Source organism: Kitasatospora sp. NBC_01300, from assembly GCF_041435235.1.
In the GTDB taxonomy this organism is placed as follows: Bacteria; Actinomycetota; Actinomycetes; order Streptomycetales; family Streptomycetaceae; genus Kitasatospora.
In genome coordinates this window covers 5,600,713-5,627,315 of record NZ_CP108408.1, presented here as the reverse complement: position 1 = coordinate 5,627,315, position 26,603 = coordinate 5,600,713, and the positions used below count along the sequence as shown (strand labels likewise).

The 26,603-nt window shown below is 74.6% G+C and carries 27 protein-coding genes; 4 read left to right on the top strand and 23 right to left on the bottom strand.

From position 1 onward, the window contains the following. Positions 1 to 81 precede the first annotated feature (81 nt). From OG556_RS24990 to OG556_RS24980, 3 genes are all read right to left on the bottom strand, one after another. Positions 82 to 1,692 carry a cation acetate symporter gene (locus tag OG556_RS24990; protein WP_371519495.1) on the bottom strand — a complete coding sequence of 537 codons (1,611 nt, stop codon included), beginning with the start codon at positions 1,690 to 1,692 and terminating at the stop codon, positions 82 to 84. Next, complete coding sequence (locus OG556_RS24985; RefSeq protein ID WP_371519492.1) at positions 1,689 to 2,045, bottom strand: DUF485 domain-containing protein; 357 nt, start codon at positions 2,043 to 2,045, stop codon at positions 1,689 to 1,691. The genes OG556_RS24990 and OG556_RS24985 overlap by 4 nt, the downstream gene beginning before the upstream one ends. A gap of 261 nt (positions 2,046 to 2,306) precedes the next feature. Beyond that, a complete protein-coding gene (locus tag OG556_RS24980; RefSeq protein WP_371519489.1) occupies positions 2,307 to 3,350 on the bottom strand; it encodes a zinc-dependent alcohol dehydrogenase family protein in 1,044 nt (347 codons plus the stop codon). A gap of 158 nt (positions 3,351 to 3,508) precedes the next feature. Between OG556_RS24980 and OG556_RS24975 the strand changes: the two genes are divergently transcribed. Both OG556_RS24975 and OG556_RS24970 read left to right on the top strand, forming a co-directional pair. After that, a complete protein-coding gene (locus OG556_RS24975; protein ID WP_371519486.1) occupies positions 3,509 to 4,504 on the top strand; it encodes a DEDDh family exonuclease in 996 nt (331 codons plus the stop codon). A gap of 31 nt (positions 4,505 to 4,535) precedes the next feature. Then, positions 4,536 to 5,342: an SURF1 family protein gene (locus tag OG556_RS24970; protein ID WP_371519483.1), complete on the top strand. Its 807-nt coding sequence runs from the start codon at positions 4,536 to 4,538 to the stop codon at positions 5,340 to 5,342. Positions 5,343 to 5,397: 55 nt separating this feature from the next. On the opposite strand, the gene trxA is transcribed toward OG556_RS24970, so the two are convergent. Both trxA and OG556_RS24960 read right to left on the bottom strand, forming a co-directional pair. Beyond that, positions 5,398 to 5,730: a thioredoxin gene (trxA, locus tag OG556_RS24965; protein ID WP_063349617.1), complete on the bottom strand. Its 333-nt coding sequence runs from the start codon at positions 5,728 to 5,730 to the stop codon at positions 5,398 to 5,400. 3 nt (positions 5,731 to 5,733) lie between these two features. Beyond that, a complete protein-coding gene (locus OG556_RS24960; protein WP_371519480.1) occupies positions 5,734 to 6,159 on the bottom strand; it encodes a MerR family transcriptional regulator in 426 nt (141 codons plus the stop codon). Positions 6,160 to 6,335: 176 nt separating this feature from the next. Between OG556_RS24960 and OG556_RS24955 the strand changes: the two genes are divergently transcribed. Continuing rightward, entirely contained in the window at positions 6,336 to 7,106 is a 771-nt protein-coding gene (locus tag OG556_RS24955; protein WP_371519477.1) for an SDR family oxidoreductase, read from the top strand. Between the two features lie 42 nt (positions 7,107 to 7,148). Here OG556_RS24955 and OG556_RS24950 read toward each other — a convergent pair whose 3' ends face one another. From OG556_RS24950 to OG556_RS24910, 9 genes are all read right to left on the bottom strand, one after another. After that, a complete protein-coding gene (locus tag OG556_RS24950) occupies positions 7,149 to 7,790 on the bottom strand; it encodes an alkaline shock response membrane anchor protein AmaP (RefSeq protein WP_371519475.1) in 642 nt (213 codons plus the stop codon). Next, a complete protein-coding gene (locus OG556_RS24945; protein ID WP_371519473.1) occupies positions 7,787 to 8,416 on the bottom strand; it encodes a DUF6286 domain-containing protein in 630 nt (209 codons plus the stop codon). The genes OG556_RS24950 and OG556_RS24945 overlap by 4 nt, the downstream gene beginning before the upstream one ends. After that, entirely contained in the window at positions 8,413 to 8,760 is a 348-nt protein-coding gene (locus tag OG556_RS24940; protein ID WP_371519471.1) for a hypothetical protein, read from the bottom strand. The genes OG556_RS24945 and OG556_RS24940 overlap by 4 nt, the downstream gene beginning before the upstream one ends. Continuing rightward, positions 8,760 to 8,951 carry a hypothetical protein gene (locus OG556_RS24935; protein WP_063349611.1) on the bottom strand — a complete coding sequence of 64 codons (192 nt, stop codon included), beginning with the start codon at positions 8,949 to 8,951 and terminating at the stop codon, positions 8,760 to 8,762. The genes OG556_RS24940 and OG556_RS24935 overlap by 1 nt, the downstream gene beginning before the upstream one ends. A gap of 52 nt (positions 8,952 to 9,003) precedes the next feature. Continuing rightward, positions 9,004 to 9,522: an Asp23/Gls24 family envelope stress response protein gene (locus OG556_RS24930; protein WP_371522868.1), complete on the bottom strand. Its 519-nt coding sequence runs from the start codon at positions 9,520 to 9,522 to the stop codon at positions 9,004 to 9,006. 205 nt (positions 9,523 to 9,727) lie between these two features. Next, complete coding sequence (locus OG556_RS24925) at positions 9,728 to 10,534, bottom strand: enoyl-CoA hydratase/isomerase family protein (protein WP_363580631.1); 807 nt, start codon at positions 10,532 to 10,534, stop codon at positions 9,728 to 9,730. A gap of 232 nt (positions 10,535 to 10,766) precedes the next feature. Then, positions 10,767 to 11,000, bottom strand: a complete 234-nt coding sequence (locus OG556_RS24920; protein WP_030059940.1) for a helix-turn-helix domain-containing protein — start codon at positions 10,998 to 11,000, stop codon at positions 10,767 to 10,769. A gap of 327 nt (positions 11,001 to 11,327) precedes the next feature. Continuing rightward, a complete protein-coding gene (gene abc-f / locus OG556_RS24915; protein WP_371519468.1) occupies positions 11,328 to 12,926 on the bottom strand; it encodes a ribosomal protection-like ABC-F family protein in 1,599 nt (532 codons plus the stop codon). A gap of 206 nt (positions 12,927 to 13,132) precedes the next feature. After that, entirely contained in the window at positions 13,133 to 14,176 is a 1,044-nt protein-coding gene (locus OG556_RS24910) for a hypothetical protein (RefSeq protein WP_371519465.1), read from the bottom strand. 360 nt (positions 14,177 to 14,536) lie between these two features. Here OG556_RS24910 and OG556_RS24905 point away from each other — a divergent pair, with 360 nt between their 5' ends. Then, positions 14,537 to 15,796, top strand: a complete 1,260-nt coding sequence (locus tag OG556_RS24905) for a glycoside hydrolase family 26 protein (RefSeq protein WP_371519462.1) — start codon at positions 14,537 to 14,539, stop codon at positions 15,794 to 15,796. A gap of 25 nt (positions 15,797 to 15,821) precedes the next feature. Here the strand turns inward: OG556_RS24905 and OG556_RS24900 are convergent, their stop codons facing one another. From OG556_RS24900 to OG556_RS24860, 9 genes are all read right to left on the bottom strand, one after another. Continuing rightward, the gene (locus OG556_RS24900) at positions 15,822 to 16,982 is read right to left on the bottom strand and encodes a GNAT family N-acetyltransferase (protein WP_371519459.1); all 1,161 of its coding nucleotides are present in this window, start codon (positions 16,980 to 16,982) and stop codon (positions 15,822 to 15,824) included. Continuing rightward, positions 16,979 to 17,794: a Wzz/FepE/Etk N-terminal domain-containing protein gene (locus OG556_RS24895; protein ID WP_371519457.1), complete on the bottom strand. Its 816-nt coding sequence runs from the start codon at positions 17,792 to 17,794 to the stop codon at positions 16,979 to 16,981. Before OG556_RS24895 ends, OG556_RS24900 begins: the two co-directional genes overlap by 4 nt. Positions 17,795 to 17,843: 49 nt before the next feature. Next, the gene (locus tag OG556_RS24890; protein WP_371519454.1) at positions 17,844 to 18,959 is read right to left on the bottom strand and encodes a glycosyltransferase; all 1,116 of its coding nucleotides are present in this window, start codon (positions 18,957 to 18,959) and stop codon (positions 17,844 to 17,846) included. Then, complete coding sequence (locus tag OG556_RS24885; protein WP_371519451.1) at positions 18,956 to 19,870, bottom strand: polysaccharide deacetylase family protein; 915 nt, start codon at positions 19,868 to 19,870, stop codon at positions 18,956 to 18,958. Before OG556_RS24885 ends, OG556_RS24890 begins: the two co-directional genes overlap by 4 nt. Then, on the bottom strand, positions 19,860 to 21,599 hold the full coding sequence (locus OG556_RS24880) for a lipid II flippase MurJ (protein WP_371519449.1): 1,740 nt from the start codon (positions 21,597 to 21,599) through the stop codon (positions 19,860 to 19,862). Before OG556_RS24880 ends, OG556_RS24885 begins: the two co-directional genes overlap by 11 nt. After that, the gene (locus OG556_RS24875; RefSeq protein WP_371519447.1) at positions 21,596 to 22,909 is read right to left on the bottom strand and encodes an O-antigen ligase family protein; all 1,314 of its coding nucleotides are present in this window, start codon (positions 22,907 to 22,909) and stop codon (positions 21,596 to 21,598) included. The genes OG556_RS24880 and OG556_RS24875 overlap by 4 nt, the downstream gene beginning before the upstream one ends. A 5-nt stretch (positions 22,910 to 22,914) precedes the next feature. Beyond that, the gene (locus OG556_RS24870) at positions 22,915 to 24,438 is read right to left on the bottom strand and encodes a sugar transferase (protein WP_371519444.1); all 1,524 of its coding nucleotides are present in this window, start codon (positions 24,436 to 24,438) and stop codon (positions 22,915 to 22,917) included. A 378-nt stretch (positions 24,439 to 24,816) separates the two neighbouring features. Further along, on the bottom strand, positions 24,817 to 25,971 hold the full coding sequence (locus OG556_RS24865; RefSeq protein ID WP_371519442.1) for a glycosyltransferase: 1,155 nt from the start codon (positions 25,969 to 25,971) through the stop codon (positions 24,817 to 24,819). 184 nt (positions 25,972 to 26,155) lie between these two features. After that, on the bottom strand, positions 26,156 to 26,596 hold the full coding sequence (locus tag OG556_RS24860) for an SRPBCC family protein (protein ID WP_063349600.1): 441 nt from the start codon (positions 26,594 to 26,596) through the stop codon (positions 26,156 to 26,158). Positions 26,597 to 26,603 lie beyond the last annotated feature (7 nt).

Below are 26,603 nucleotides of genomic sequence, written 5' to 3'. Positions count from 1 at the left end.
CCCGAGAATGCGGCCGGCCCGGCCACCGTCACGGCGGGCCGGGCCAGCATAGTCATCGCCGGTCGGTCGGTGGGCGCCCGGTCAGTGGGCGCCCAGCCCGGTCAGCGCCCGGACCTCCAGTTCAGCGTACTTCGCCGGGTCGGGTCGGTCCTTGGACAGCAGGGTGGCGATCCACCCGGCCAGGAAGCCGATCGGGATGGAGACCAGCCCGGGGTTCTCCAGCGGGAACCAGTGGAAGTCGGTGTCCGGGAACAGTGAGGTCTTCGCCCCGGAGACCACCGGGGAGAAGACCACCAGCACGACCGAGCTGATCAGACCGGCGTAGACCGAGCTGACCGCGCCGGAGGTGGTGAAGCGCTTCCAGAACAGCGAGTAGAGCAGGGTGGGCAGGTTCGCCGAGGCCGCCACCGCGAAGGCCAGGGCGACCAGGGCGGCGGTGTTGAGCTTGCCCGCGAAGAGGCTGAGCACGATGGCCACCGCGCCGATCGCGACGGCGGCCCACTTCGCCGAGAGCACCTCCTGCTTCTCGGTGGCCTTGCCGCGCCGGATCACGTTGGCGTACAGGTCGTGCGCGAAGGAGGCGGAGGACGCCAGGGTGAGTCCGGCGACCACGGCCAGGATGGTGGCGAAGGCGACGGCGGAGATCACCGCGAGCAGGATCGCGCCGCCGGTGGTGCCGGGGCCTCCGCCGAGCACCTCGGCCAGCTGCGGGGCCGCCGTGTTGCCGGAGGCGTTGGCCGCCTTGATCGCCTTGGGGCCGACCAGCGCCGCCGCGCCGAAGCCGAGCGCCAGGGTCATCAGGTAGAAGACGCCGATGATGCCGATCGCCCAGAGCACCGACTTCCGGGCCGCCTTGGCGGTGGGCACGGTGTAGAAGCGGACCAGGATGTGCGGCAGGCCGGCGGTGCCGAGCACCAGCGCGATCCCGAGGCTGATGAAGTCGAGTTTGCTGGTGTCGCTGGCCCCGTACTTCAGCCCCGGTTCGAGGAAGGCCGCGCCCTTGCCGCTGGCGCTGGCGGCGGCGCCGAGCAGTTCCGAGGGGTTGAAGTGGTACTTGGCGAGCACCAGGACGGTCATCAGCGCGGTGCCGGCGATCAGCAGCACGGCCTTGACGATCTGCACCCAGGTGGTGCCCTTCATGCCCCCTATCACCACGTAGACGACCATCAGCGCGCCGACCGCGACGATGGTCCAGCGCTTGGCGGCGTCCCCGTTGACCCCCAGCAGCAGGGCGACCAGCGTCCCGGCGCCGACCATCTGGGCGAGCAGGTAGAAGATCGACACCACGATGGTGGAGACGCCCGCCGCGGTGCGCACCGGGCGCTGGCGCATCCGGAACGCGAGGACGTCCGCCATGGTGAAGCGGCCGGAGTTGCGCAACGGTTCGGCGATCAGCAGCAGCGCGACCAGCCAGGCGACCAGGAAGCCGATCGAGTAGAGGAAGCCGTCGTAGCCGGAGAGCGCGATGGCGCCGGCGATGCCGAGGAAGGACGCGGCGGACATGTAGTCGCCGGAGATGGCCAGGCCGTTCTGGAATCCGGTGAAGCCGCGGCCGCCGGCGTAGAAGTCGGCCGCGTCCTTGGTCTGCCGCCCGGCCCAGACGGTGATCGCGAGGGTGGCCAGCACGAACAGCCCGAAGAGGGTCATCGTGATGCCGCGGTGCTCCGTGGCGGAGCTGGCGAGCAGGCTCATTCGGCGGACTCCCGGGGAGCGTGGACGACGGCGCCGTGGGCCTCGCGGATCGCGGCGGCGGTCGGGTCGATCCGCCGGTCGGCGTAGCGGGCGTACCAGGCGGCGATGGCGAAGGTGGTGACGAACTGCAGCAGCCCCAGCACCAGGGCCACGTTGATGTGCCCGACGACCTTGGCACCCATCAGGCCGGGCGCGTAGCAGGAGAGCAGCACGTAGAGCAGGTACCAGAGCACGAAGCCGATGGTGACCGGGAAGGCGAAGCTCCGGAACGAGCGCCTCAGGGTACGGAACTCCTCGCTGTCATCGATGAGTTGGACTTCCGTAGGGGCAGTGGTGATCGGCGGCGAATCCACTCTGTCTCTCCTCACTCCTTCGGCGTAGCGGTCGCACACGGGGAACGATCGGACGTGAGGGGCGTCACAATCCGTGTGCGCGCCGCGCAATGCTAGGAGCGTCGCGCCCGCCCCGAAAGGGGTTGACCGCGATCAGCCAGTCGTTCACCCTCCCGCACTATCCAATTGGCCGAAAACCATCACTCGCGCCACTTCACGACACCGCCGCCACATGCCGAAGGGGCGGCACCGTCCAGCAGTGCCGCCCCTTCTGACGCATCGTCAGAAAGCGATCCGGACCTTCAGCGCCGAGCGGTCGTCCATCGCCCGGTACCCGTCCGGGACACCGTCCAGGCCCACCGTGCGGTCGAACACCAGACCCGGCTCGATGGCCCCGGAGAGGACGTCCGGCAGCAGGTCGGGGATGTAGGCGCGGGCCGGGGCGACGCCACCGTTGAGCGAAACGTTTCGGCCGAACATCTGACCGATGTCGACGCCCGCGCTGCCGCCGTGCGGAACGCCGACGTAGCCCACCGCGCCGCCGTCCCGGGCGATCGAGACGGCCGTGCGCATCGACTCCTCGGTCCCGACGGCCTCCAGGACGGCGTGCGCGCCCTGGCCGCCGGTCAGCTCCTTGACCGCCTCGATCGCGGCCTCGCCGCGATCGGCCACCACGTCGGTCGCGCCGAAGCGCCGGGCCAGGTCGGTGCGGGCGGTGTGCCGGCCCAGCGCGATGATGCGGTCCGCGCCCAGCCGGTGCGCCGCCAGCACGCCGCACAGGCCCACCGCGCCGTCGCCGACCACGGCGACCGTCACGCCCGGGCGCACCCGCGCCGACACGGCGGCGTGGTGCCCGGTGGCCATCACGTCGGACAGCGCCAGCAGCCCCGGCAGCAGCTTCTCGTCGCCCGCGGCCTCCTTCGGCAGCTTCACCAGCGTGCCGTCCGCGAACGGCACCCGCACCGCCTCGCCCTGGCCGCCGTCGGAGCCGACCTGGCCCCAGAACCCGCCGTGCGGGCAGGAGGTCTGCAGGCCCTCCCGGCAGAAGTCGCAGCTGCCGTCCGACCAGACGAACGGCGCCACCACCAGGTCGCCCGGCGCGAAGCCGCGCACCTCGGCGCCCGCCTCCTCGACCACGCCCAGGAACTCGTGCCCGATCCGCTGCCCGGCCACCCGCTGGGCCACCCCGCGGTACGCCCACAGGTCGCTGCCGCAGATGCAGGCGTTCACCACCCGCACCACGACGTCCGTCGGGTGCTGGATCACCGGGTCCGGGACCTCTTCGATCCGGATGTCATTGGGGCCGTGGATCACGGTGGCGCGCATGGGAGTTCGTCCTTACGGAGTCGGCCGTCGGGGGGTGTCGACAGCCGGTGGATGGCGTCGACCGGATAGGCGACGCCCATGCGGAATACTCTATTCCGGTCGCTCGGCCGGAACATTTCGACCGGACCCGGGCCCGACGGCGCTTATCCTGTTGGACCATGCAACCGATCCAGCCCGAGACGTACGGCGCGCCGCGGACCGTCCCGGTCCCCGCCCAGCGCACCGCCGCCCCCGCCGAGGGCTTCGCGGTGGTCGACGTCGAGACCACCGGCCTCGGCCGCTCGGACCGCGTCATCTCGGCGGGCGTCTACCAGCTGGACCCGGACGGCGAGGTCACCGACCACTGGTACACCCTGGTCAACCCCCAGCGGGACCCGGGCCCGGTCTGGATCCACGGCCTCACGTCGGAGCTCCTCTCCGGCGCCCCGACCTTCCCGCAGATCGCCGACGAGTTCGCCGACCGGCTGAACGGCCGGGTCCTGGTCGCCCACAACGCGCTCTTCGACTGGAACATGATCTCGCGCGAGTTCTCCCGGGCCGGCCTGCGCGCCCCGGTCGAGCAGCGGATCTGCACCATGGTGCTCTCCCGCGACCTGCGGCTGCCGCTGCCCAACGGCAAGCTGTCCTCGCTCGCCGCCCACTTCGGCGTCCGCCAGCAGCACGCGCACAACGCCCTGGACGACGCCCGGGTGCTCGCCGAGGCGTTCCGCCCCAGCCTGCACCTGGCCCGCCAGGGCGGCGTCCCGCTGCCGGTGCAGGCGTGCGTGGCCGTCACCGACCTCGGCGAGGAGGAGCCCGCCACCCCCGGCCGCGCCTCCTGGACCGGCGCCGCCTACCGCCAGGCCAAGAAGCGCCCGCCCTGCCCGTACCCCAACCCCGGGCGCTGGGAGGACGGCAAGCCGCTGGTGCAGGGCATGCGGGTGGCCTTCACCGGCGACACCGCCACCGACCGGGAGCTGCTGGAGGACCGCGCCGCCGAGGCCGGCCTGCACATCGCGACCTCGGTGAGCCGGCTCACCAGCCTGCTGGTCACCAACGAGCCGAACAGCTGGAGCGGCAAGGCCCGCCGGGCCCGCGAGGTCGGCACGCCGGTGGTCGGCGAGGACGCCTTCCTCCAACTGCTCCGCGAAGTCGCCCCGCACCCCGGTGCGTGAGCCGGATGTGAAGTCGGCGTACCGTGCCCATGTGTACCGTTTTCTGCTGACCCGCCAGTGGCTGATCACCATGCTGATCGCGCTGCTGCTGATCCCCGCGACGATCGAGCTGGGCTTCTGGCAGCTGCACCGCCACGAGGCGCGGGTGGCCCGGAACGACCTGATCGGCAAGGCCCTCACCGTCGCCCCGGTGCCGTTCGACACCGTGTCGTCGGCCCCCGGCTTCGCGGTGCCCAAGGACCTCATCTGGCACCCGGTGACGGCCACCGGGCAGTACGACACGGCGCACGAGTTCGTCGTCCGCAAGCGGACCGACTCCAGCGGGGACACGATCGGCTACTTCGTCATCACCCCGCTCAAGCTCTCCGACGGCAGGGGCAGCATCCTGGTCAACCGCGGCTGGGTGGCCGGCGACGGCGGCGCCACCGCCTACCCGACGGTCCCGGCCGCCCCGGCCGGCGAGGTCTCCCTCACCGGCCGGATGCGCGCCGACGAGACCACGGGCAGCAGCGGCATCAAGGACCGCGCCGGCCTGCCCGACCGGCAGTTCAACCTGATCAACACCGAGCAGCAGGCCAAGGAGACCGGCGTCACCACCGTGCTCGGCGGCTACCTGGAGCTCACCGCCACCACCCCGGCCCCCGCCGACCAGCCCGAGCTGATCCCCGAGCCCAACCACTCCGACATCGGCCCGCACATGGCGTACGCGATCCAGTGGTGGCTGTTCACCGCGATGATCCCGGTCGGGGTCGGGGTGCTGGCCCGCCGCGAGGCCAAGGACCGGGCCAAGCAGGCCGCCGAGGCCGAGGTGCCGGTCGAGGCCGTACCGGCGGCCTGAGGCCCCGGCCCGGGCGAACGCCCCGCAGACGGCCCGCAACGCCCCGGAGAACCGCCTACAGCACGTCCTCCAGCTCGCGCAGCAGCCGCGCCTTGGCACGGGCGCCGACCACCGAGCGCACCGGCTCGCCGCCGCGGAACACCATCAGCGTCGGCATCGACAGCACCCCGTACGCCGCCTGGGTGCGCGGATTGCGGTCCACGTCCACGCTGACCACCCGCAGCCGGTGCGCCTCCTCGCGGGCGACGTCCGCCAGCACCGGCGCCATCATCCGGCACGGCGGGCACCAGTCCGCCGTGAAGTCCACCAGCACCGGCCCTTCGGCCGCCAGCACCTCCGCGGCGAACGTGTCGTCCGTCACCGCGGGCACCCCTGGGATCTGCACCATCGTCTACTCCTTCGCCCATTCGTTCGCCAGTTCACAGCGCGGCGGCTGTCCGGAGGTCTCGGCCGCCAGCCCGTCCCGGGCCCGTACCGCCCGGTCGAACTGCCCGGCCACCCGGGCCCGGACGTCCTGCAGCCGGGCGATGCACCCGTCCAGTTCGGCGAGCTTGCGCCGGTACACCTCCAGCGAGGCCGGGCAGGAGTCGCCCTCGGGGTGGCCCGCCTGGAGGCACTCCACGAACGGGCGGGTCTCCTCCAGGCCGAACCCGACGTCCTGCAGCGTCCGGATCTGCCGCAGCAGCCGCAGGTCCTCCTCGTCGTACGCCCGGTAGCCGTTGCCCGCCCGGCGGGCCGGCAGCAGGCCGAGCTGCTCGTAGTACCGCAGCGCCCGGGTGGTCGTCCCCGCCCGCTCCGCCAGCTCCCCGATCCGCATCCCCGCACCCGCTCTCCCGGCCCGCCTCCGCACGCCGCCGGGACCGACGGTAGACCTTGACCCGGACGTCAACGCCAGCCCGGCTCCGACCGCCCTCCACCGCCCCCGGCGCCACGCCACCCCGCTCCCGCCCCCAGCCCTCCCCCTCGCGCCCGCCACCCGGCAGGATGGTCCCCATGGATCTTGGACTGAAGGACAAGGTGTACGTGGCCACCGGCGCCACCCGGGGCCTCGGCCTCGCCGCCGCCCGGGAGCTGGCCGCCGACGGGGCCCGGGTGCTGGTCAGCGGGCGCGGCAAGGAGTCCGTGGCCGCCGCCGTCGCCGAGCTGGACGCCATCGGCGGCGCCGGGACGGCCCACGGCCTGGCCGCCGACAACGCCGACCCGGCGACCGCCGAACGGCTGATCGCCGAGGCGACCGGGCACTTCGGCCGCCTCGACGGCGTGCTGATCAGCGTCGGCGGCCCCCAGGCCGGCCCGGTGGCCACCGCCCCCGAGGAGGCCTGGCGGGACGCGTTCGAGTCGGTCTTCCTCGGCGCGCTGCGGCTCGCCCGCGCCGCCGCCGCGGCCCTCGGCGAGGGCGGCGTGATCGGCTTCGTGCTCTCCGCCTCGGTGCGCCAGCCGATCCCCGGCCTGGGCATCTCCAACGGCCTGCGCCCGGGGCTGGCGATGGCCGCCAAGTCCCTCGCCGACGAGCTCGGCCCGCGCGGCATCCGGGTGGTGGGCCTGCTCCCGGCCCGGATCGACACCGACCGGGTGCGCGAGCTGGACTCCCTGGGCGGCGACCCGGACGGCGCCCGCGCCCAGGCCGTCGCGACCATCCCGCTCGGCCGCTACGGCACCCCGGAGGAGTTCGGCAAGGTCGCGGCCTTCCTGCTCTCCCCCGCCGCCTCCTACCTGACCGGTGTGATGATCCCCGTCGACGGCGGCGCCCTGCGGCCTCTCTAGGGCGCGTACGGGGGCGGGCGTCCAGCTCCGCCCGCCCCCGGTTCACTCCACCCGCGGGGGCCTGCGCCGCCCGCGGCGCCGTCGCGACCCGGACGGGGCGGCCTGGAGGACCCGGATCCGCAGGTCGGCGGGGAGTTCCGGGAGGCCCAGGCTGGTCCGGGCGTCGGTTCGTGGGCCGGTGTCGAAGTGCTCCACCAGGGCCGCCGGATCGCCACCGGGGGTGAGCCGGACAGCGCCCCGCAGCCGCGGGTGCCCGGGTGCGCGCACCAGGCGTACGCCCGCGCGCTCGACTTCGGGGAGCGTGGCCGTCCCGGCCTCCAGCGCCTCCTCCAGCGCCCGGGTGCGGACCCGCAGCCGGAGTCCGGTGGCGCCGGGCGTCGGCACGACGAGACCGGCCGGGCCGCTGCGCCGCAGCTGCGCCACCAGCCACCAGCCGGTGCCCGCGACCACCACGGCCAGCCCGCCGATGACGGCGGGCCACCACCAGGCCGAATCCGCCCAGCGGGTGCGCGAGCGGGCACTGAGCACCGGCTGGTCCGGGGAGGTGAGCGGCCACCAGCCCGGCGGGTCGGCGCCGAGCCGCCGGTACAGGTCGAGTCCGCCGGCCAGCACCAGCACGCCGGCGGCCAGCAGCACCGCCCCGACCACCCCCAGCAGCACCCGGTTGACGGCCGTCCGCCTCATCCCGCCGCCCCCGGCCCGGGCCCCGCCCCGGGCGCCGCCCGCACGTCGAGGCGCAGCGGCCGGGCCAGCGTCACCCGCGCCAGTTCGTCGCGCAGTTGGCGCTGGACCGACACCGGGTCCGCCGACCCGATGAGAGTGACCCGGACGCGCCGGCGGCTGATCCGGATCCGCAGCCGGTCGATGCCCTGGAGTCCGGCGGCGCGGTCGGCGAGCAGGTGCCCGATGCCGGCCCGGTCGATGGCGGCGCCGGTGTCGCCGTGCGGGCGCAGCGGGAGCCAGCGGCCGAGACCGGGGGCGAGGGCCAGCCAGAGCAGCATCCCGCCGAGGAGGACGGCGGCGCCGGCACCGACCAGCGTCCACAGGTAGTCGAGGTGACGGGTGGCCAGTTCGTCGGCGGCCCGGGCGCGCCACCGGCGGGTCGGGTACCCGGCGCGGACGGCGATCACGTCGTACAGCAGCGCGCCCGCGAGCACCAGCAGCACGGTGGCGACGAGCGCCGCGACGACGGCCCGCGGCGCCTGCGGCCGCCGCACCTTCCCCGGCGGGGGCCCGTCCCCGGCCGGCGTCGCCGCATCCCCGGCCACCGTCGCCGCCTCGCCGGACGCCGGTTCGCCCCCCGCGCTCATGACACTCCCCCGGTCACCAGCCGCTCCACGACGACGACCACCTCGGACACCCTGGTCCCGGTGAACCCGGAGACCTGCGCGGCGACGCGTTCGCGGACGGCCCGGGCGAGCCCCGCGAGGTCGGCGGGGAAGGGCAGCGCGACGGCGACCCGGACGGTCACCGTACTGCCGGGCAACGCCACCGAGACGGCGGGCGGTGCGCCCTTGACGGTGCGGCCGGTCCAGGCGTCGGCGAGGGCCTCGTGGGCGGCCCGGGCGGCGATACGGGCGTAGACGCGGTCGGCGATCCGGAGCCGGCCCCGGGCGGCGGGTTCGCGGCGGGCACCGGTGGTGGGAGCCGCCATCAACGGCGCCGGTCGCGGCCGCGGAGCAGGTCGCCGAGGTCGCCCAGCTCGATGTCGCCCTCCAGCAGGCGGCCGGCCACGAAGCCGACCAGCCCGAGCGCGGCGACCAGCAGGAACGCCGCGAAGCCGCCGAAGTACCCGGCGAAGCCGAGGGCCATGCCCACCACCAGGCCGACGATGGCCAGGTTCATCCGCTACTCCTCGTCCTCGCTGCCGCCCGCCGCCGGGCGCTTCGTGGGCTCGTTACTTGAGCTTGGGCCGCTGCCCCGCGACGACCGGCTCCTCTTCCTCCTCCTCGACGTCCGGCTCGTCGGGGAGGTGGACGTCGTTGACCGCGATGTTGACCTCGACGACTTCCAGGCCAGTCATCCGCTCGACCGCGTCGATGATGTTCTCCCGTACCTGACGGGCGAGTTCGGGGATGACCACGCCGTACTCGACGACCAGGGCGATGTCGATGGCGGTCTGCTTCTCGCCGACCTCGGCCTTGATGCCGCGCCCGACGCCGGACTTGCCGCCCGGCACCCGGTCGCGCATCGCGCCGAAGGTGCGGGCGAGGCCTGAGCCGAGGGCGTGGATGCCGTTGACCTCGCGGGCGGCCATCCCGGCGATCTTCTCGACCACGCCGACGGCCAGCGCCGTACGGCCGCGCTCGCCGGACGGCTTGCCGGCATCGGTCGCGCCCGAGGCCGAGGACGGCGAGGACGGCGTGTGGGCGGCGGCGGAGCCGGCGGCCACGGCGTGGCCGGGGTTCTTGTGCATGGTGGCGGGGGTCGGAGTGTCAGGCATGGGGGCGCATCTCCCGTCGTACGGCTCCAGCTATATCGCAGATCCCCATAACTCTGGCATTTCGCCACGTTCCGCGCCCGCCGGGGAGGGCCACCGGGACGCCGCCGGGAACGCCGAGGGCCCGGCCCGGGGAGCACCCCCGGGCCGGGCCCGTCCACACGACGCAGCCTGGTAGGTCCTAGTCGCCGATCCCGGCGAGGTCCCGCAGGCGGCGGGCCTGCGCCGCCCGTTCGGCCGAGCGCTGCTCGTCGAAGGAGCGGCCCGCGGCGCCCTGGAGCAGGGCCTTGGTCTCGATGACGGCGTTGCGCGGCGCGGCCAGCAGGGCGGCGGCGAGGTCGCGGGCGGCGGCGTCCAGTTCCGCACCGGGGACGGCCAGGTTGGCCAGCCCGATGGCGGCGGCCTCCTCGGCGCCGACCCAGCGGCCGGTGGCGCAGATCTCCAGCGCCCGGGCGTAGCCGACGAGTTCGGTGAGCGGCTTGGTGCCGGCCAGGTCGGGGACGAGGCCGAGCGAGGTCTCCTTCATGGCGAACTGGACGTCGTCGGCGACGACGCGCAGGTCGCAGCCGAGGGCGAGCTGGAAGCCGGCGCCGACGGCATGGCCCTGGACGGCGGCGATGGAGACCAGGTCGGGGCGGCGCCACCAGGTGAAGGCCTGCTGGTAGGAGGCGATGGTGTCGTCGAGCTCCTGGTCGGGAGCGCCGGCGAGCTGGAGGAAGGTGGGCTCGCCGGGGATGCCCTCGGGGGTGAACATGGCCCGGTCCAGGCCCGCCGAGAAGGAGACGCCCTCCGCACGCAGCAGGACCACCCGGACGCCACCGGGCAGGTCACGGCCCGCGGCGGCGAGGGCGCGCCACAGGGCGGGCGACTGGGCGTTGCGCCGCTTGGGCTGACACAGGGTGACGACGGCGAGCTCGCCGTCGATCTCCAGGCGGACGCCGTCCTGCTCCCAGCTCGGGGCCTGCGGGTCGGTGACGGGGGCGGTCATGCGGGGACCTCCGGTGGCGAGGGGCTTGGCTACCGGAGAGTAACAAACCTGGGCGCGCGGCGGCAGGGCGCCGGCCCGGAAAGATCAGCAGAAGGGGAGCACCGGGGGGCGGACAACACCCCGGACATGACGATCGGCGGCCGGTCCACTCGACCCGAGGGCGGACGATCGGTTCTCGTCTCCTCAGTCGGCGCCCTGCCGCCGCGCCATCCAGCGATAAGCTGATGGACCGTCAGGAACCGGCCCCTGCGGTCGCCTTGTTCTTGCCACGCGTGGCACCACCGCGGCCCCGGAGAATGACTCCGGACTCGCTCAGCATCCGGTGCACAAAGCCGTACGAACGACCGGTCTCCTCCGCGAGAGCGCGAATGCTCGCCCCGGAGTCGTACTTCTTCTTGAGATCGGCCGCGAGCTTCTCACGCGCGGCACCGGTCACCCGGCTGCCCTTTTTCAGAGTCTCGGCCACCCGTGCCTCCTCGTAGCGTTGCTCGGTCAGATTCCCATGATCACCCATCCACCGCGTCCTGGCCACCCATTCGGCAAGGTCGATGTCGGGAATGCGTGGTCCTGCGGTGGTGATCCGAGCGCGTCGGGGCGCTCACGTAGAGTGCGCGCCCCCGGGCGGATTCCGCCATCCGCCGAGAAAGGGCTGATCAGCAGTGTCGGCCCGACCACGATCGAGTGGCGGGCCGACAGGAAGTCCTTAAACGGAATCCAGGCTTTCTTCATTCCCGGACACGCCGTAAGTACTAGTTTTTCTGGTCCTAAAAGCGGAGATCGCGTCTACACCCGGTCAGGCCAGCGAGACCAGATCGGCGTACGCCGGGCTCCAGAGGTCCTCGACCCCGTCCGGCAGCAGGATGATCCGCTCCGGCTGGAGCGCCTCGACGGCGCCCTCGTCGTGGGTGACCAGCACGACCGCGCCGCTGAACTCGCGCAGCGCGCCGAGGATCTCCTCGCGGCTGGCCGGGTCGAGGTTGTTGGTGGGCTCGTCGAGCAGCAGCACGTTGGCGCTGGAGACGACCAGCGAGGCCAGCGCGAGCCGGGTCTTCTCACCGCCGGAGAGCACCCCGGCCAGCTTGTCGACGTCGTCGCCGGAGAACAGGAAGGAACCGAGGATCTTGCGGATCTGCACCAGGTCGGTGTCCGGCGCGGAGGAACGCATGTTCTCCAGCACCGTGCGGTCCGGGTCCAGGGTCTCGTGCTCCTGGGCGTAGTAGCCGATCTTCAGGCCGTGGCCCGGGGTCACCTCACCGGTGTCAGGCTGCTCCACCCCGGCGAGCATCCGCAGCAGGGTGGTCTTGCCCGCGCCGTTGAAGCCGAGGATGACGACCCGCGAACCGCGGTCGATGGCCAGGCCGACGTCGGTGAAGATCTCCAGCGAACCGTAGGACTTGGAGAGCCCGCTGGCCATCAGCGGGGTCTTGCCGCAGGGCGCCGGGTCCGGGAAGCGCAGCTTGGCGACCTTGTCGTTCTGGCGCACCTGCTCCAGGCCGGAGAGCAGCTTCTCGGCACGGCGGGCCATATTCTGCGCCGCCACCGTCTTGGTCGCCTTGGCCCGCATCTTGTCGGCCTGGGAGTTGAGGGTCGCGGCCTTCTTCTCGGCGTTGGCCCGCTCGCGCTTGCGGCGCTTCTCGTCGTCCTCGCGCTGCTGCTGGTACTGCTTCCAGCCCATGTTGTAGACGTCGATGGCGGCGCGGTTGGCGTCCAGGTAGAAGACCTTGTTGACGACCGTCTCGACCAGTTCGACGTCGTGCGAGATGACGATGAAGCCACCCTTGTAGGTCTTCAGGAAGTCCCGCAGCCAGACGATCGAGTCGGCGTCGAGGTGGTTGGTGGGCTCGTCGAGCAGCAGCACGTCGGAGTCCGAGAACAGGATCCGGGCCAGCTCGACGCGGCGGCGCTGACCACCGGAAAGGGTGTGCAGCTCCTGGTTCAGGATGCGGTCCGGCAGGCCCAGGGCGGCCGCGATGGTGGCCGCCTCGGCCTCGGCGGCGTACCCGCCCTTGGTGAGGAACTCGGTCTCCAGGCGCGCGTACTTCTTCATCGCGTTGTCCCGGGTGGCGCCCTGGCCGTTGGCCATCCGGTCCTCGTTCTCGCGCATCTTCCTGAGCACGGTGTCGAGGCCGCGGGCGGAGAGGATGCGGTCCTTGGCGAGGACGTCCAGGTCACCGGTGCGCGGGTCCTGCGGGAGGTAGCCGACCTCGCCGGAGCGGGTCACCGTGCCCGAGGCCGGCATGCCCTCGCCGGCCAGCACCTTGGTCAGCGTGGTCTTGCCGGCGCCGTTGCGCCCGACCAGGCCGATCCGGTCGCCGGCGGCGACCTTGAAGTTCGCGGACTCGATCAGGATTCGGGCACCGGCGCGCAGCTCGAGGGCGTTGGCGGAAATCATGGCGGAAACTACTCCTGGGACGTGGGCGGGCGGCCGGACGGGGCCCGGGGCCGGGCAGCGGGAAGGGGCGTCGTCGGTGGTCGGCACAGCGCACGGGGCGGTGCCGCGCGCCCGCTATTGCCCGGAGAAGTCAGCCATGACGGCAAGTCTACCGGGCCGCGCGGGAACCCCCGGGGCTACCGCCCAGGGGTACCGGCGGTCCGGCGTCACTGCTGGGGCTGCTGAGACTGCTGGGGCTGCTGCGCCTGGGGCTGCATGAGCGGCTGGTCGCCCACCGGGGCGTCCTGACCCGCCGGGGCGTCCTGACCCACCGGGGCGTCCTGGGCCGGGCTCGCCGCCGGGTCGGTGCAGCCGCCCTGCGGACGGACCGCCGCGAACGGCGCGGACGGGCTGCCGCAGGCCGCCTCGGGGGCGGCCGCCTTGGTGTCGAACACCCGGGCCGGAACGATCGGGCCGTCGGTGATCAGCACCCGGCTGCCGTCCAGCGCCTTGACCGAGGCGCTCGGGCCGGTGTTCAGCTGCCAGCCGGTGCTGTCCAGCCGGTACCCGTTGATGCCGCCGGAGACGGCCTGCCCCGCGCTGTTGGTGCAGCTGCGCGGGACGAGCACGGCGTACTCGGTGCCGACCGTGCGCAGCGGGTCGTAGACGCAGCCGCTGGGCGGCTTGGAGTTGTAGCGCAGGTCGCCGTCGGCGTCGCGCAGTCCCATGGTCAGGTTCGGGGTCACCACGGCCACCCAGGCGGAGCCGCCCTGCGGGACGGTGTGCAGGGCCGCCGCGGCCCGCTCCTGGGCCAGCTCCTTGCGCTGCGCGTCGGTGCGCTTGTCGGCGCCGGGCTCGCCGTCGCCGCGCAGCCAGTCCGCCAGGCCGGGCACCGCCCGGTGCCAGCGCACCTCGTGGTCGCCCGGGCGCACCGAGGTGACCAGGCCGTCGTCCCAGACCACGATGGCGTTGTCCCCCGCCATCGACAGGTACAGCGCGGTGGCGCCCTCGCGGCGGTAGGACCAGGCCTGCTCGCCGCTCTGCCGGTGGAAGGCCTCCAGTCCGGGGCCGACCTTCAGGTCCAGGTCGGCCGTGCTCAGCGACTGCGTGCTGACCGGCGTGGCCTCCGCCTCGCCCGGCCCCGCCACCCGGTCGCCGAACGGCACCGGCTTGTTGGCGTGCGCCGCCGCACCGGCCGCAAGGACCAGCATCACCGCCAGGGCAGGCAGGATCGAGCGGGGGGTCAGTACACGCAGCGGCTTCCAGGACACGGCCGGAGCGTACCTTTCACCGGGCACGCGAGTCAGCCTGGAATCGCCCCCGCCCCACCCCTCGGACCGCGCGTCCGGCCGCGCGCGCCCTCCCCGCGCACCCGCCCGCCCACCTGCACCGTCGGTGCCGGGGCCGGGCCGCCGCCCGCTCCGGGGCCGGGCGCCGGGGCCCGGCCGGACCGTTACAGAGCTGATACACGCGGCGGGGCCCGACCGGGCGTTGCGGCAGACGGCGTTCGAATATCGCCCACTTTAGGGTGACATTCGGCTTTTCTGACGCGCGCCGGGCCTACTGTCGGCGAGCGGAGCGCCACGGTCCGTCCAGTGCGCCCCCGCCCCGCGACGCCCGGAGGAGAGACCATGCGAATCGGCCGCCTGACGCTGGCCGCCGCCGCCCTGCTGCTGATGGCCACGGCCAGCGTCCCGGCCGGGTCGCCGCTCAGCCAGACCGAACGGCACTCCCTCTCCTCGGACGCCTTCGAGCCGCGCGGCGCCGCCCCCCGCCCGCCCGTCCAGCGGCCCAAGCACGAGCCGCCGTTCGGCGCCTTCGTCGGCTCCTGGGACGACTACATCCCGCAGATCGGCCGGTACGCGCAGTGGCTGGGCAACGCCAACCTGCAGGTCGGCCACACCTACCTGGCGGGCAACAGCTGGGCCGACGTCGAGGGCGAGCTGATGGTGCTCGGCATGTGGTCGCAGTGGCGGTTGGCCGACCCGTCCCGGACGCTCGTCCTCGGCGTGCCGATGCTGGTGCCCAACGAGGCGAACGTGCCGGACGGCGAGGTCGCCAAGCTGCTCGCCCAGGGCGCGCGCGGGGACTTCGACCGGCACTTCCTGCGGCTCGCCCACCGGCTGGTGTCCCTCGGCGGCGCGGACACCGTACTCACCCTCGGCTGGGAGATGAACGGCGTCACCTACACACACCGCTGCAAGCCCGACCCGTCCGCGTGGAAGGCGTACTGGCGGCGGATCGTCGACGTGATGCGCTCGGTGCCCGGGCAGCGGTTCCGCTTCGACTTCACCCCGAACCGGGGCCTGGACGCCATCCCGTGGACCAAGTGCTACCCCGGTGACGACGTGGTCGACATCATCGGCATGGACAACTACGACCAGCCCGCCGGGGGCACCTTCGACGACTACGTGCGCGAGCCGTACGGGCTTCAGGACCAGGTGGAGTTCGCCGCCAAGCGCGGCAAGCCGGTCTCCTACCCGGAGTGGGGGCTGTTCCGCAACGGCGACAACCCGGAGTTCGTGCAGCGGATGGTCGAGTGGATGCGCACCCACGACACCGCCTACCAGACCGTCACCGACTACTGCCCGCACGGCTTCTTCGAGTGCGACCGCAACCCGCGCTCCGCCGCCCGGTTCAAGCAGCTGATGTCCGGGTCGAAGGGGGCGCCGGCGGTGGTGCCGACGGCGCCCCCGGCCCCCGTCCAGCCGATCGTCCCGCCGCGCCCGCCCACGCCGTCGGCCACGCCCGGGGCCCCGAGCGTGGCGCCCGGCCCGTCCGCGAGCCCGTCGCCGGCCCCCTCGGCCACCACGTCGGCGAGCCCCTCGAAGAGCCCGTCCGCGAGTCCCTCGGCGGCCCGGACGCCCGCCCGGACGCCCGCCCGGCGCTGAGCCCGGGCCGGGGGGGCGGGGGCGGTCAGCTGCGGCGGCGGGCCAGCAGGGCCTCCTTGAGCCGCGGGAAGCGGGTCCGCAGCACGTGCGCCGCCTGCTGGCGGACGCGCACCGCGCCGGACCGGGCGACGGCCGCCGGCGCCGGCCCGGGCGGACCGAACAGCAGGCGCTGGTTGGACAGCTGGTCCGGCCGCCAGCGCTGCTTGTACGGCTCCTGGCCGCGCAGCAGGCCGAGCAGCGGGACGCCCGCGCCGACCGTCTCGTCCAGGGCGGCGCTGAACAGCAGCCCGGCGATGTCCAGCCGCTCGCGCAGCACCGGGTGCGCGCCGTACATGTACAGGCCGCCGAAGGAGGGGCAGAGCAGCAGCAGGTTCACCGCGACCAGTTCGCCGTTCAGCCGGAACTGGTGGACGGCCGCCCTGCCGGTGGCGACCAGGCCGACGGTGGACTCGGTCAGGTGCCGGGCGAAGCGGTCGGTGCGGTGCTCCGGGGTGACGCCGCGCTCCTGCCACTGCAGGAAGTGCAGCCGCAGCAGGCCCTCCAGCGCCGCCGGCACCTCGGCCGCCGGCGTCGAGCTGACCTGCACCCCGGCCTCGGCGATCTTGCGCAGCTTCACCCGGCTGCGCTGCGCGGTCTTGCCGGGCACCCGCTTGAGCAGCCGGTCCATCGGGACGGCCGGCAGGTACTGGCAGAGCGAGTCCTGGTAGCGGCGGCGCCGGCCGTGCCAGTGCTCGTACACCCGCTGCACCGCCGCCTCGGGGTGCACCTCGCGCAGTTCCAGGGAGTGCCACGGGCGGGTGAGCGGGAGGGCGGCGGCGAACTCGGCGGCGGCCCGGTCGGCGCAGTCGTCGTCGAGCAGCACGTCGGAGTAGTCGACCAGCCCGGCGCCCAGGGCGGTCAGCCCGCCGAGCGGGCCGCCGCGGCGTCTGAAGGCACCCGCGCCGACCAGCAGGCCGTCCCGGCGGACGAGCACCACCAGCAGGCCGCCCGGGCTGCCGTAGTGGCGCCACCAGGAGCGCTGCCAGTCGGCGGCCTGGAAGAAGGTGGCGGTCCGGCAGCGGGCGGCCAGGTCGTCCCACTCCTCGGCGAGGGTGTCCAGGGCGTCGTCCTCGCGGCGCAGCTCGGTGGTCCAGCCCGGCGCTGCCGGCTGGGCGGGGAGGCCGGCATGCCGGGTCTCAGTGCTCATCGCCCGCTCCCGGCCGCGGCCTTCTCCTTGGCCGGGGACTCCTCGGCGCTCTTCTTCTCGGCGGCGGCCTTCCCGGGCTTCCCCTCCGCCTTCTCGGCCTCCTCCACCTGGCCGGTCCTGTCGGCCTGGTCGGCCGGCCCGGCCCGGTCGGCGGCGGGCGGCTCCTCGCCGCGCGGGCGGGGGGCGGCCGGCGTCGTCGGCTCCGCCGGGGCCCCGGCGGCCTCGACGGGCTCGGGGGCCTCCGGCAGGGCGGCCTCGCCCCGGCGGCGGGTCATCATCACCAGGGCCCCCACCAGCAGCCCGGCCGCGCCGCCGACCGCGACGTCCAGCGTGGCGGACGGGGTGGTCGGCCGGTCCGGCTCGGCGGCCGGGGCCAGCGTCACCAGCCGGACGCTGGTGTCCCTGCTGCTGGTGTTCGCGAAGGAGACCAGCGAGCGGGCCACCGCGTCGGCGGTCTGGGCCGCCTCCTGGGGGCGCCTCCCGGTGCCGGTGATCTCGATCATCGGGGCGTCCGGGGAGGTGGTCCCGTGCACCAGGGACTCCAGCTCGGCGCGGGTGTGGCCGGTCTCGGCGGCCGCCACCGCGAGCACCTGCGGCTGGCCCGCCAACCGCCCGTACGCCTGGGCGAAGTTGGTCGCGGTGGCGGCCTCCCCCGGGTTCTGCGGCACCACGAGGACGTAGGCGCTGGCGGCGTACGAGGGGTGCGAGACGACGGCGTACCCGGCGCCGGCCGCGGCGCCCAGCGGCACCGCGAGCGCCACCGGCCACCAGCGGCGGACCAGGTGGCGGGCCCTTCGGCGCGGTGTGGTCATGGGTGTGACTCCTTGGGTATGTGACGGCGGTTCCGGTGGCGGCGGGCCGTCAAGCGCGGGCCAGCCGGTCGTAGAGGGCGCCCAGGTCTGCGGCGACCCGGGCGATGTCGTAGTGGCCGACCGCCGGGGGGTGCGGCAGCGGGTCGGAGTTGTGGTCGTTCAGGTGCCGCAGGTCGCGCAGCGCGGCGGCGTACGCGGCGCCCTCGGACGGGATCCGGCGGGCCTGCGGGGCGGCGCTGGGCGGCAGTTCGTCGAGCGCCGGGCAGGCGCTGTGCCGCACCGGCAGGCCGGCCGCCAGGCCCTCCAGGATGCCGAGGCCGAAGGTCTCCGCGGTGGAGGGGGCGGCCAGCACGTCCAGGGCGGTCAGCAGGTCGGGCACGTCGTCGCGCTCGCCGGTGAGCACCAGCCGTTCCCGGACGCCGAGTTCGGCGGCCCGGTGCTCCAGCGCGGCGCGCTCCGGGCCCGCGCCGACCAGCACCAGCCGGGCGGCCGGGTCGAGTGCGGCGAGGGCCTCCAGCAGCACCTCGAAGCGCTTGCCGGGGACCAGCCGGCCGACTCCGCCGACCACCCAGCTCCCCTCCGGCAGGCCGAGTTCGGCCCGCAGCCGGCGGCGGGTGGCGGTCCGGGCGGCGGCCGGGCGGCGGTAGCGGGCGGTGTCGATGCCGTTGGGGATCAGCTCGACCCGGGTCGGTGGGACGCCCCAGGAGTGCAGCGTCTGGGCGACCTGCCGGGAGACCGCGACGGTGGTGCTGCCGAGCCGCTCGGCCGCCAGGTAGAGGCCCTTGACGCCGCGGGTGACCGGGCGGCCCTCGATCACCCCGGCGTGCAGCGAGTGCTCGGTGGAGACCACCGCGCGGACCCCGGCGAGCCGGGCCGCCAGCCGGCCGTACAGCTGCGCCCGGTACAGGTGGGTGTGCACCAGGTCGTAGCGGCCGGAGCGGACCAGCCGGACGAGCCGGGGCAGCGCGCCCAGGTCGCGGTTGCCACGCATGCCGAGGTGGTGGACGGTCACCCCGTCGGCGCGCAGCGCGGCGGCGACCGTGCCGGGGTTGGTCAGTGCGACCACCTCGCACTGCTGGTGTGCGGGCAAGTGCCTCAGCAGCAGGTGGAGTTGGCGCTCGGCGCCGCCCGAGGCGAGGCCGGTGACGATGTGCAGGACCCTCACGGCCGGGCCCCCCGCCGGGCGACCAGGGGGCTTCGGCGCAGCTCGGTGACGGCGTCGCGCAGCCGCTGCCGGCCGCGTTTGGCGCGCAGCCGCCAGGCGCCGTCGCGGTCGCCGACGTAGCAGCGGGGCAGCGCGAAGCGGCCGGTGAGCGGGGAGTGCGCGATGGCGCAGGCGTAGTCGTAGCCGGCGTCGCGCACGGCCTCGGTGGCGGGCAGGTCGACGGCGCCGTACGGGTAGCAGAAGCCGGTGACCGGGCCGCCGACCACCTCCTCCAGGAGGCGCCGGCTCTCCCGGGTCTGCACCGCCAGGACGTCGGCCGGCAGGCCGGGCAGCGCCTGGTGGCCGAGGCCGTGCGAGCCGATCTCCCAGCCGGCGGCGGCGAGTTCGGTGACCTCCTGGACGGTGAGCAGCTGCTTGCGCGGCCCCTCGACGTCCCAGCCGTTGTCCCGGCCGAGCAGGTCGGCGACCACGTACGCGGTGGCGGTGAAGCCGTACGCCTGGAGGATCGGCACGGCGTGGCGCGCGAAGTCCGCGTAGCCGTCGTCGAAGCTCAGCCCGACCAGTCCGTCGTCCCGGCCGACGGCCCGGGCCCGCATCAGCTCGCCCACGGAGACGCCGCGCCACCCGCGCCGGTGCAGCCAGGCGACCTGCTCGGCGAACCGCTCGGGGCTGACGGTCAGCTGGTACGGGTCCTCCTTCTCGACCGCCACCGAGTGGTACATCAGGATCCACGGCGAGGAGGAACCGGGGCCGGACGGTTCGCCGAGCGGGCGGCGGCTCCTGGGCAGCTGCGCCTGCGGCCCGGCGGGGTCGGTGCACGGGAGGTCGCCGCGTGGTGCGGCTGCGGCCGGTACGGCCTGGCGGCGGACGCCCGCCTGGGCCGAACGGACGGTTCCCCGTTCATTGTCCATGGGGAAGCTTCCCTTCATCGGCGACGGTTGGCGGGTTCAGGGCCCGGGCCACGGCGAGGACCGGACCGCGCACCTCACGCGCGCCGAGGCCGGTGCCGAGGACGGCGAAGGCCAGCGCCACGGTGAGGCCCCCGAGGAGGGTGGAGAGCAGGGGGCCGGTGGCCAACCCGGCGACGGCGGTGCCGAGGGCGGTGGCGCCGCCGGCGGCGGCCACCAGCCGGGCGTGGCCGCCGAGCACCCGGCGCAGCCGCAGCGGGATGCCGCGCAGCACCAGGCCGTGCAGCAGCAGCGCGGCGGTGGCGGTGATGCCGGCCGCGTTCCCGGCGGCGAGCCCGAGGGCGCCGAAGCGGGGGGTGGCGAGCAGGCTGACCACGACGGTGACGCCGAGGCCGAGCAGCATCGCGGCGACCGGGAACCAGTCCAGCAGCCGGCGGCCACCGTCCTCGGTGCCCGGATCGTCGGCCCGACGGACCACCGGGCGCAGTGAGAAGTACGGACGGATCATCACGCCGATCAGCGCCTGGGCGGGCAGGCCGAAGCTGTAGACCCGGATGACGGCGGCGGTGGCGGCGGTGTCCTGCGGGCCGAAGGCGCCGCGCTGGAAGAGCAGCGAGACCACCGAGGGGGCGCAGGCCATCAGGAAGGCGGTGCCGCCCAGGACGACCGCCGCGGCCTGGCCGAGGTCCTTCTCGACCCGGTCCCGGGCGGCGGCGAGGTCCCCGGCCGCCAGCGCCCGGGCGACCAGCGGGAAGGTGACGGTGCAGATCAGGATGCCGGCCGTCATGGCCAGTTGGGAGACCTTGGCGGCGTAGTTGAGGTGCGAGATGGTGCCGGCCGGCAGCGCCGAGCCGAGGTAGCGCTCGACGAAGACCTGCGACTGGCGGGTCAGGGTGAACGCGGCCACCGGCAGCAGGGCGAACGGCATCAGCACCAGCGCCTGGCGGGAACGGCGCGCGCGGCCCGCGCCGGGGGGCGATCCCGGGCCCGCGCCCTGGCGCAGCCGGCGCAGGAACGGGGCGACCAGCAGGCCGGCCATCAGCAGGCTGCCGAGCGCGACGCCGAGGGCGGCGGAGCGCACGCCCAGGAAGGACTGGCAGCCGAGCAGCACGGCGAGGATGCCGACGTTGTAGGCGACGTAGATGCCGGCCGGCGCGGTGAAGCAGTGGTGGGCGCGCAGCGCGGCGGCGAGGTAGCCGACCACGCCGAACGGCAGCACGGTGATCGCGGTGATCCGGGTGCAGGTGACGGCGAGGCCGGGGTTGGCCAGGCCGGGGGCGAGCAGCTCGACCAGCTGCGGGGCGCCGAGGGCGGCGGCCAGCGCGAGCCCGCTGAGCGCGAGCAGCAGCCAGGGCAGGGTGGCGCGGACCAGTTGGCGGACCGGGTCGGGGGCGTCCGGGTCCTCCTCGCGCAGCACCAGGGCTAGCGCGAAGGCGGGCACCATGAGGAAGGACATGGCGTCCTCGATCAGCAGCGGCGCGGCCGTCTCCGGGACGGTCCAGGCGACCAGGAAGGCGTCGGTGCCCTGGTTGGCGCCGAAGTAGCGGGCCAGCAGGAGGTCGCGCAGCAGGCCCAGGCCGGACCCGGCGGCGCTGAGGACGGCGGTGATGCCGAAGGCCTTGGCGAGGAAGCCGCGCCGGGGGGCCGGGCCGGGCCCGGACGGCGGGCCGTCGGCGGCGGCGCCGCGCGGCGCGGGCACGGCGGAGGCGAGGGCCGGCTGGTCGGTGGTCATCGCGGGTCGGCCTCCGCGACGCAGGCCCGGGCCGCGAGGCCGAGGACGACGGAGGTCAGCACGGTGGTGGTGCCGCCGATGTCCGCGTACAGGAAGTCGACCAGCACCCAGGTGAGCAGGGCCAGGGCGGCGAGCGCCGGGCCGCGGGAGTGGCGCAGGCAGCCGAGCAGCAGACCGAGGAAGAGCGCGGCGTAGGCGACGATGCCGATCAGGCCCTGCTCGCTGAGCACCAGGAAGTACATGTTGTGCGGGGAGAGCAGCGGTTCGCGCTGGAAGCCGATGGTGGGGTCGGCGGCGTCGCTGCCGGAGGAGAGCCGCAGCGGGGCGTGGCTGTCGCGCAGTTGCTGGAAGGCCTTGGGGCCGGCGCCGTGGACGGGGTGGTCCTGCCAGATCCGCCCGGCGGTGGACCACAGGTCGTAGCGGTCGGAGACGGACTGGTCGGGGGCGGCGGAGACGGAGCCGATCGAGCTGAGCCGCTCGGTGACGCCGGAGGCGCCGAGGCCGAGGCCGCCGACCAGGACGACCGCGGTGGCCAGGCCGAGGACGGCGCCGCGGACGGCGAGCCGGGCGTCGGCCCGCAGCAGCAGCACGGTGGCCGCGGCGGCGGTGGCGATCCAGCTGCCGCGGCTGAACGAGACGGCGAGCGGGAAGGCCAGGAAGGCGGCGGTGGCGAACATGGCGCGGCGCAGCCGGACGTCTCCGCCGGGGCGGCGCTCGGCGAGCGCCAGGGCGAGGGCGGCGAGCAGGCCGTAGCTGACGACCGTGGACATCGCCATGATGTCGAGGGCGCCGAAGGTGCCGACGGCCCGGATCGGCTGGCCGGTGTAGGAGGCGCCGGTCCGGGTGAGGTACTGGTGCGCGCCGACCACGCCCTGGACCAGCGCGGCGAGCACGAAGGAGCCGAGGACCAGCCGCTGGTCGACGCGGTCGCGCAGCGAGCAGAGCACCCCGGCCGGCACCAGGACGAACACCTGGGTGAGCCGGACGAAGCCGGTGAGGCTGGTGGCCGGGTCGATCGAGCCGACGGTGGCGACGGCGGCGGCGACCACGATGCCGCCGAACAGCACGCAGGTGGCGCGGCTGACGGCGGGCAGCCGCCCGCGCAGCAGGTTGAGCACGGTGAGGGCGACCAGGGCCAGCGAGGCCACGTCGGCGGCGGTGACGTGGACGGCGGCGGCGACGTCCTTCTCGCCGGTGGGCACGCAGACCAGCAGGACGGTCGCCGCGGCGAGCAGGCTGGGCCGGTCCGCGAGCGCGGGCAGCGCCTTGCGTAACGCGAGCCGCGGGACGGCGGGAAGGGTCAGGGCCACGCGGGTCAGCTCCCGTCCGGGTGGAGCATCAGGACCGCAGTGCGGCACAGGATCTTGACGTCCTGCCAGAGGCTCCAGCTCTCGATGTAGCGGTTGTCGAACCGGGCCCGGTCCTCGATCGAGGTGTCCCCTCGCAGGCCGTTGACCTGGGCGAGGCCGGTCAGGCCGACCGGGACGCGGTGGCGGTCGGCGTACTCGGGGTAGGCCTGGCCGAACCGCATGACGAAGTAGGGGCGCTCCGGGCGCGGGCCGACCAGGCTCATGTCGCCGCACAGCACGTTCCACAGCTGCGGCAGCTCGTCCAGCGAGCTGCGGCGCAGCAGCCTGCCGACGGCGCCCATCCGGTGGTCCTGGGAGATGTTCCAGCGGGTCGCCGACTCGTGTTCGTTGCTCGGGCGCAGGGTGCGGAACTTGAGGACGGTGAAGACCTTGCCGTCGAGCCCGGTGCGCTGCTGGCGGAAGAGCACGCCGGGGCCGGTGTCGAAGCGGACGGCCAGCGCGCAGAGCACCAGGACGGGGGCGAGCAGCAGCAGGCCGAGCCCGGCGGCGACGACGTCCAGGGCGCGCTTGGCGGCCCAGCCGGGGCGGCGCATCGCCGGGCTGCCGACCCGCAGGCAGGGGAAGCCCCACAGGTGGTCGGCTCCGGCCAGCGGGCCGGCGGGCAGCGAGCCGTGCTCGCGCAGCGCGGGCACCAGCCAGACCTGGCAGCCGAGCCGGGCGGCGTCGCGCAGGGCGGCGGCGGTCTCGGCCTCGTCGGCGGCGCCGGCGGTGGCGACCACGTGGTGGATCCGGTGCCGGCGGACCTCGCGCTCCAGCACCTCGCGGCCGCCGAGGACGGGCAGGTCGGTGTCGCCGGCGAGCAGCGGCGGGTCGGCGTCGAGGAAGCCGACCGGGCGCATCCCGTACTCGCCGCGCTCGCTGAGGGCGGCGGCGACCCGGCGGCCGAGCCGGCCGGCGCCGAGCACCAGGACGGGGTTGGGGCGGCTGCGGCGGATCCGCCGGACCAGGTGGTAGAGCACGGCGCGGCCGACGGCGGCGATCAGCAGTTGGACGCCGAGCAGGACGGTGAGCCGGGCCGGGGTGGCCGGGCCGCAGTCGGGCCAGCGGCCGTCCAGGCAGCCGGCCAGGGTGACGGCGAAGGCGGTGGCGACGACGGCCCGGACGGCCAGCGCGGGCAGTTCGTCCAGGACGGAGAGGGTGAGCCGGGTGCGGTAGAGGCCGCCGACCAGGTTGAGCACGAGCAGCAGGGGCAGGACGGCGGCGGCACCGAGCAGCGGCGCGAGCGGGACGGCCGGGTCGACGGCCCGGTTGGCGAGGCCGGTGGCGGTGCACAGCGCGATCGCGTCGACCTGGACCAGCGCGAGCGGCAGGGCGAGCCGGGACCGGACCGCCCCGCGGTGCCGGCGGGGCGGCGGCACCGTCCGGGTCTGGGCGGATCCGGCCGGGCGGTCGAGCAGCCCGGTGCCGGGCCGCCGCGGACCGGACAGGGACCGACCGGATCGCGGCACGCTGTCGTGGTCAATAGTCATCAGCGCACGAACTCCCCTGCTGTGTGCCCGGGGTGACGGCGCCCCGACACCGGATGGCGCGGAGCTGCCGTCCCGGCCCGGTGGGCGCGGTCCTGACAGCACCTGCTGCCGCTGGCGGCTTTCGGTCCTCTCGCACCGGGCCCGGCCGCGCGGGGCGCGACCATGAAGGGCTCAGTCGCGAATTCCCGGCGTGAAATCGAAACGAAGCAGGCGAAATCCGACAATACATAACCTGGCTGCGCAGACTGGAAGTTGACTTGCCGTTTCATTCCAGCCGCCCATTAATAGGTATTTCGGATTTGACGCCTCGTCCCTATCCGGTTGAGGGTGCGAATACGACGGCGCCGGACCGGCGGGCATTCACGGCATGTGAAACGATCAGATCCGCTCTGGGACACGGGCCCGGCGGCGCCCGGCCGCCGGACCGGCACCCAGCAGATGGCGGTACAGCGCGTCCACCTGTTCGACCACCGTGCGGACGTCGTGCCGGGCGACCACGTGATCGCGCAGCCTCGCCCCGCGCCGCTCACACTCGATCGAATCGGACAGCGCTTCCGCCATTCGGGTGGCGAGCGCGGTCACGTCCTCGGGCGGCACCACCGCCCGCCCCCGCTCGGCCTGGGGCAGGCACTCCCGGGCGCCCGGCACGTCGGTCAGCAGCACCGGACGGGCCACCGCCATCGCCTCCAGCGGGGCCAGCGCCATGCCCTCCCAGCGCGAGGGCAGCACCACCAGGTCGGCCGCCGCCAGCCACGGCCTCGGGTCCGGCACGTCCCCGACCAGCCGGACCCGGGACGGCTCGGCCGACTCCCGGACCAGATCGGCCAGCCGGTTCTCCTCGGGGCCGCCGCCGACCAGCGCCAGCCGGGCCTGCGGCACCGCCCGCAGCACCTCCGGCCAGGCCGACAGCAGCACGTCCTGGCCCTTCTGTCGGCACAGCCGGCCGACGCAGACCGCGAGCGGGGCGTCCAGGTCCAGGCCCAGCGCGATCCGGGCCGCCCGGCGGTCGGCGGGTGCGTAGTGGCGCACGTCCACGCCGTTGGGCACCACCGCCCAGTCCGCGCTCACCCCGGCGGCGACGCCGTCGGCCCGCTCCTGGACGCTGACGCAGAGCAGCCGGTGCGCCCAGCGGCTGGCGAAGCGCTCCCAGTGCAGGGTGGCGGTGGCCAGCGGGCCCTCGACGGCGGCGAAGGACCAGGCGTGCGGCTGGAAGACGGTCGGCACCGCGCCGCGCACCGCCAGCCGGCCGGCCAGTCCGGCCTTGGCGCTGTGCAGGTGGACCACGTCGGGCGCGGCCGCCCGGACGATCCGGCGCAGCCGCCACGCCTCGGCGGCGGTGCCCGGGCCCGGCGAGCGCCCGGCGGGCCAGTCATGGACCAGCGCGCCCACGGCGGCGGCCTCCTCGGCCAGCCGGCCGCCGCCCGGGCAGGCGACCAGCACCCGGTGGCCGGCCTCGCGCTGCCCCCGGACCAGATCGGCGACGACGCGGGCGACTCCGCCGTCCACGGGCTGTGAAATGTGAAGGATCGTCATATGCACGGCGGCGAGCCTAGGGTGGCTCCCCCGCGCCGGGCGGCCCTCGTCACCCGGAGGTGGCGGGCCGTCCACCCGTACGGCTTTCCGCTCGTACGGGTGGGCGGGCCGCTCGAATTCCCGGGCGAATTCCCGTGGGAAAGACAGCCCCGTGAACCCGGTGAACCCGGTGAACTCCGCGGAGTCAGCGGACCTCGGCGGCCAGGTTGGCCAGCACCTGGTCGTGGATCCGGTTCAGGCCCTTCGGGGCGAAGGTGCGCTCGAAGAAGCCGCCGATGCCGCTCGCGCCCTGCCAGGTGGCCGAGACGGTGACCTTCGACCGGCCCTCGCCGGCCGCCGAGACGGTCCAGGTGATCACCATGCTGGAGTTGGCGTCCTTCTCCACCAGCTGGTCGGGCGAGGGCGCCGAGACGGTGAACAGGCAGTCCCGCACGCGCTTCTCGGTGGCCTGGAGCTTCCAGTGCACCTGGGTGCCCGCGCCGGTGCCGCCGACCCGGACCTCGTACTCGCTGTACTGCGGGGGCAGCAGCTTCGGGCGGGTCACCTGGTAGTCGGCCAGCGCCTCGTACACCCGCTCGGGGGCGGCGTCGTAGTCCCGCTCGGTGGTGGCCTGCACCTGTCCCATGGCCTTG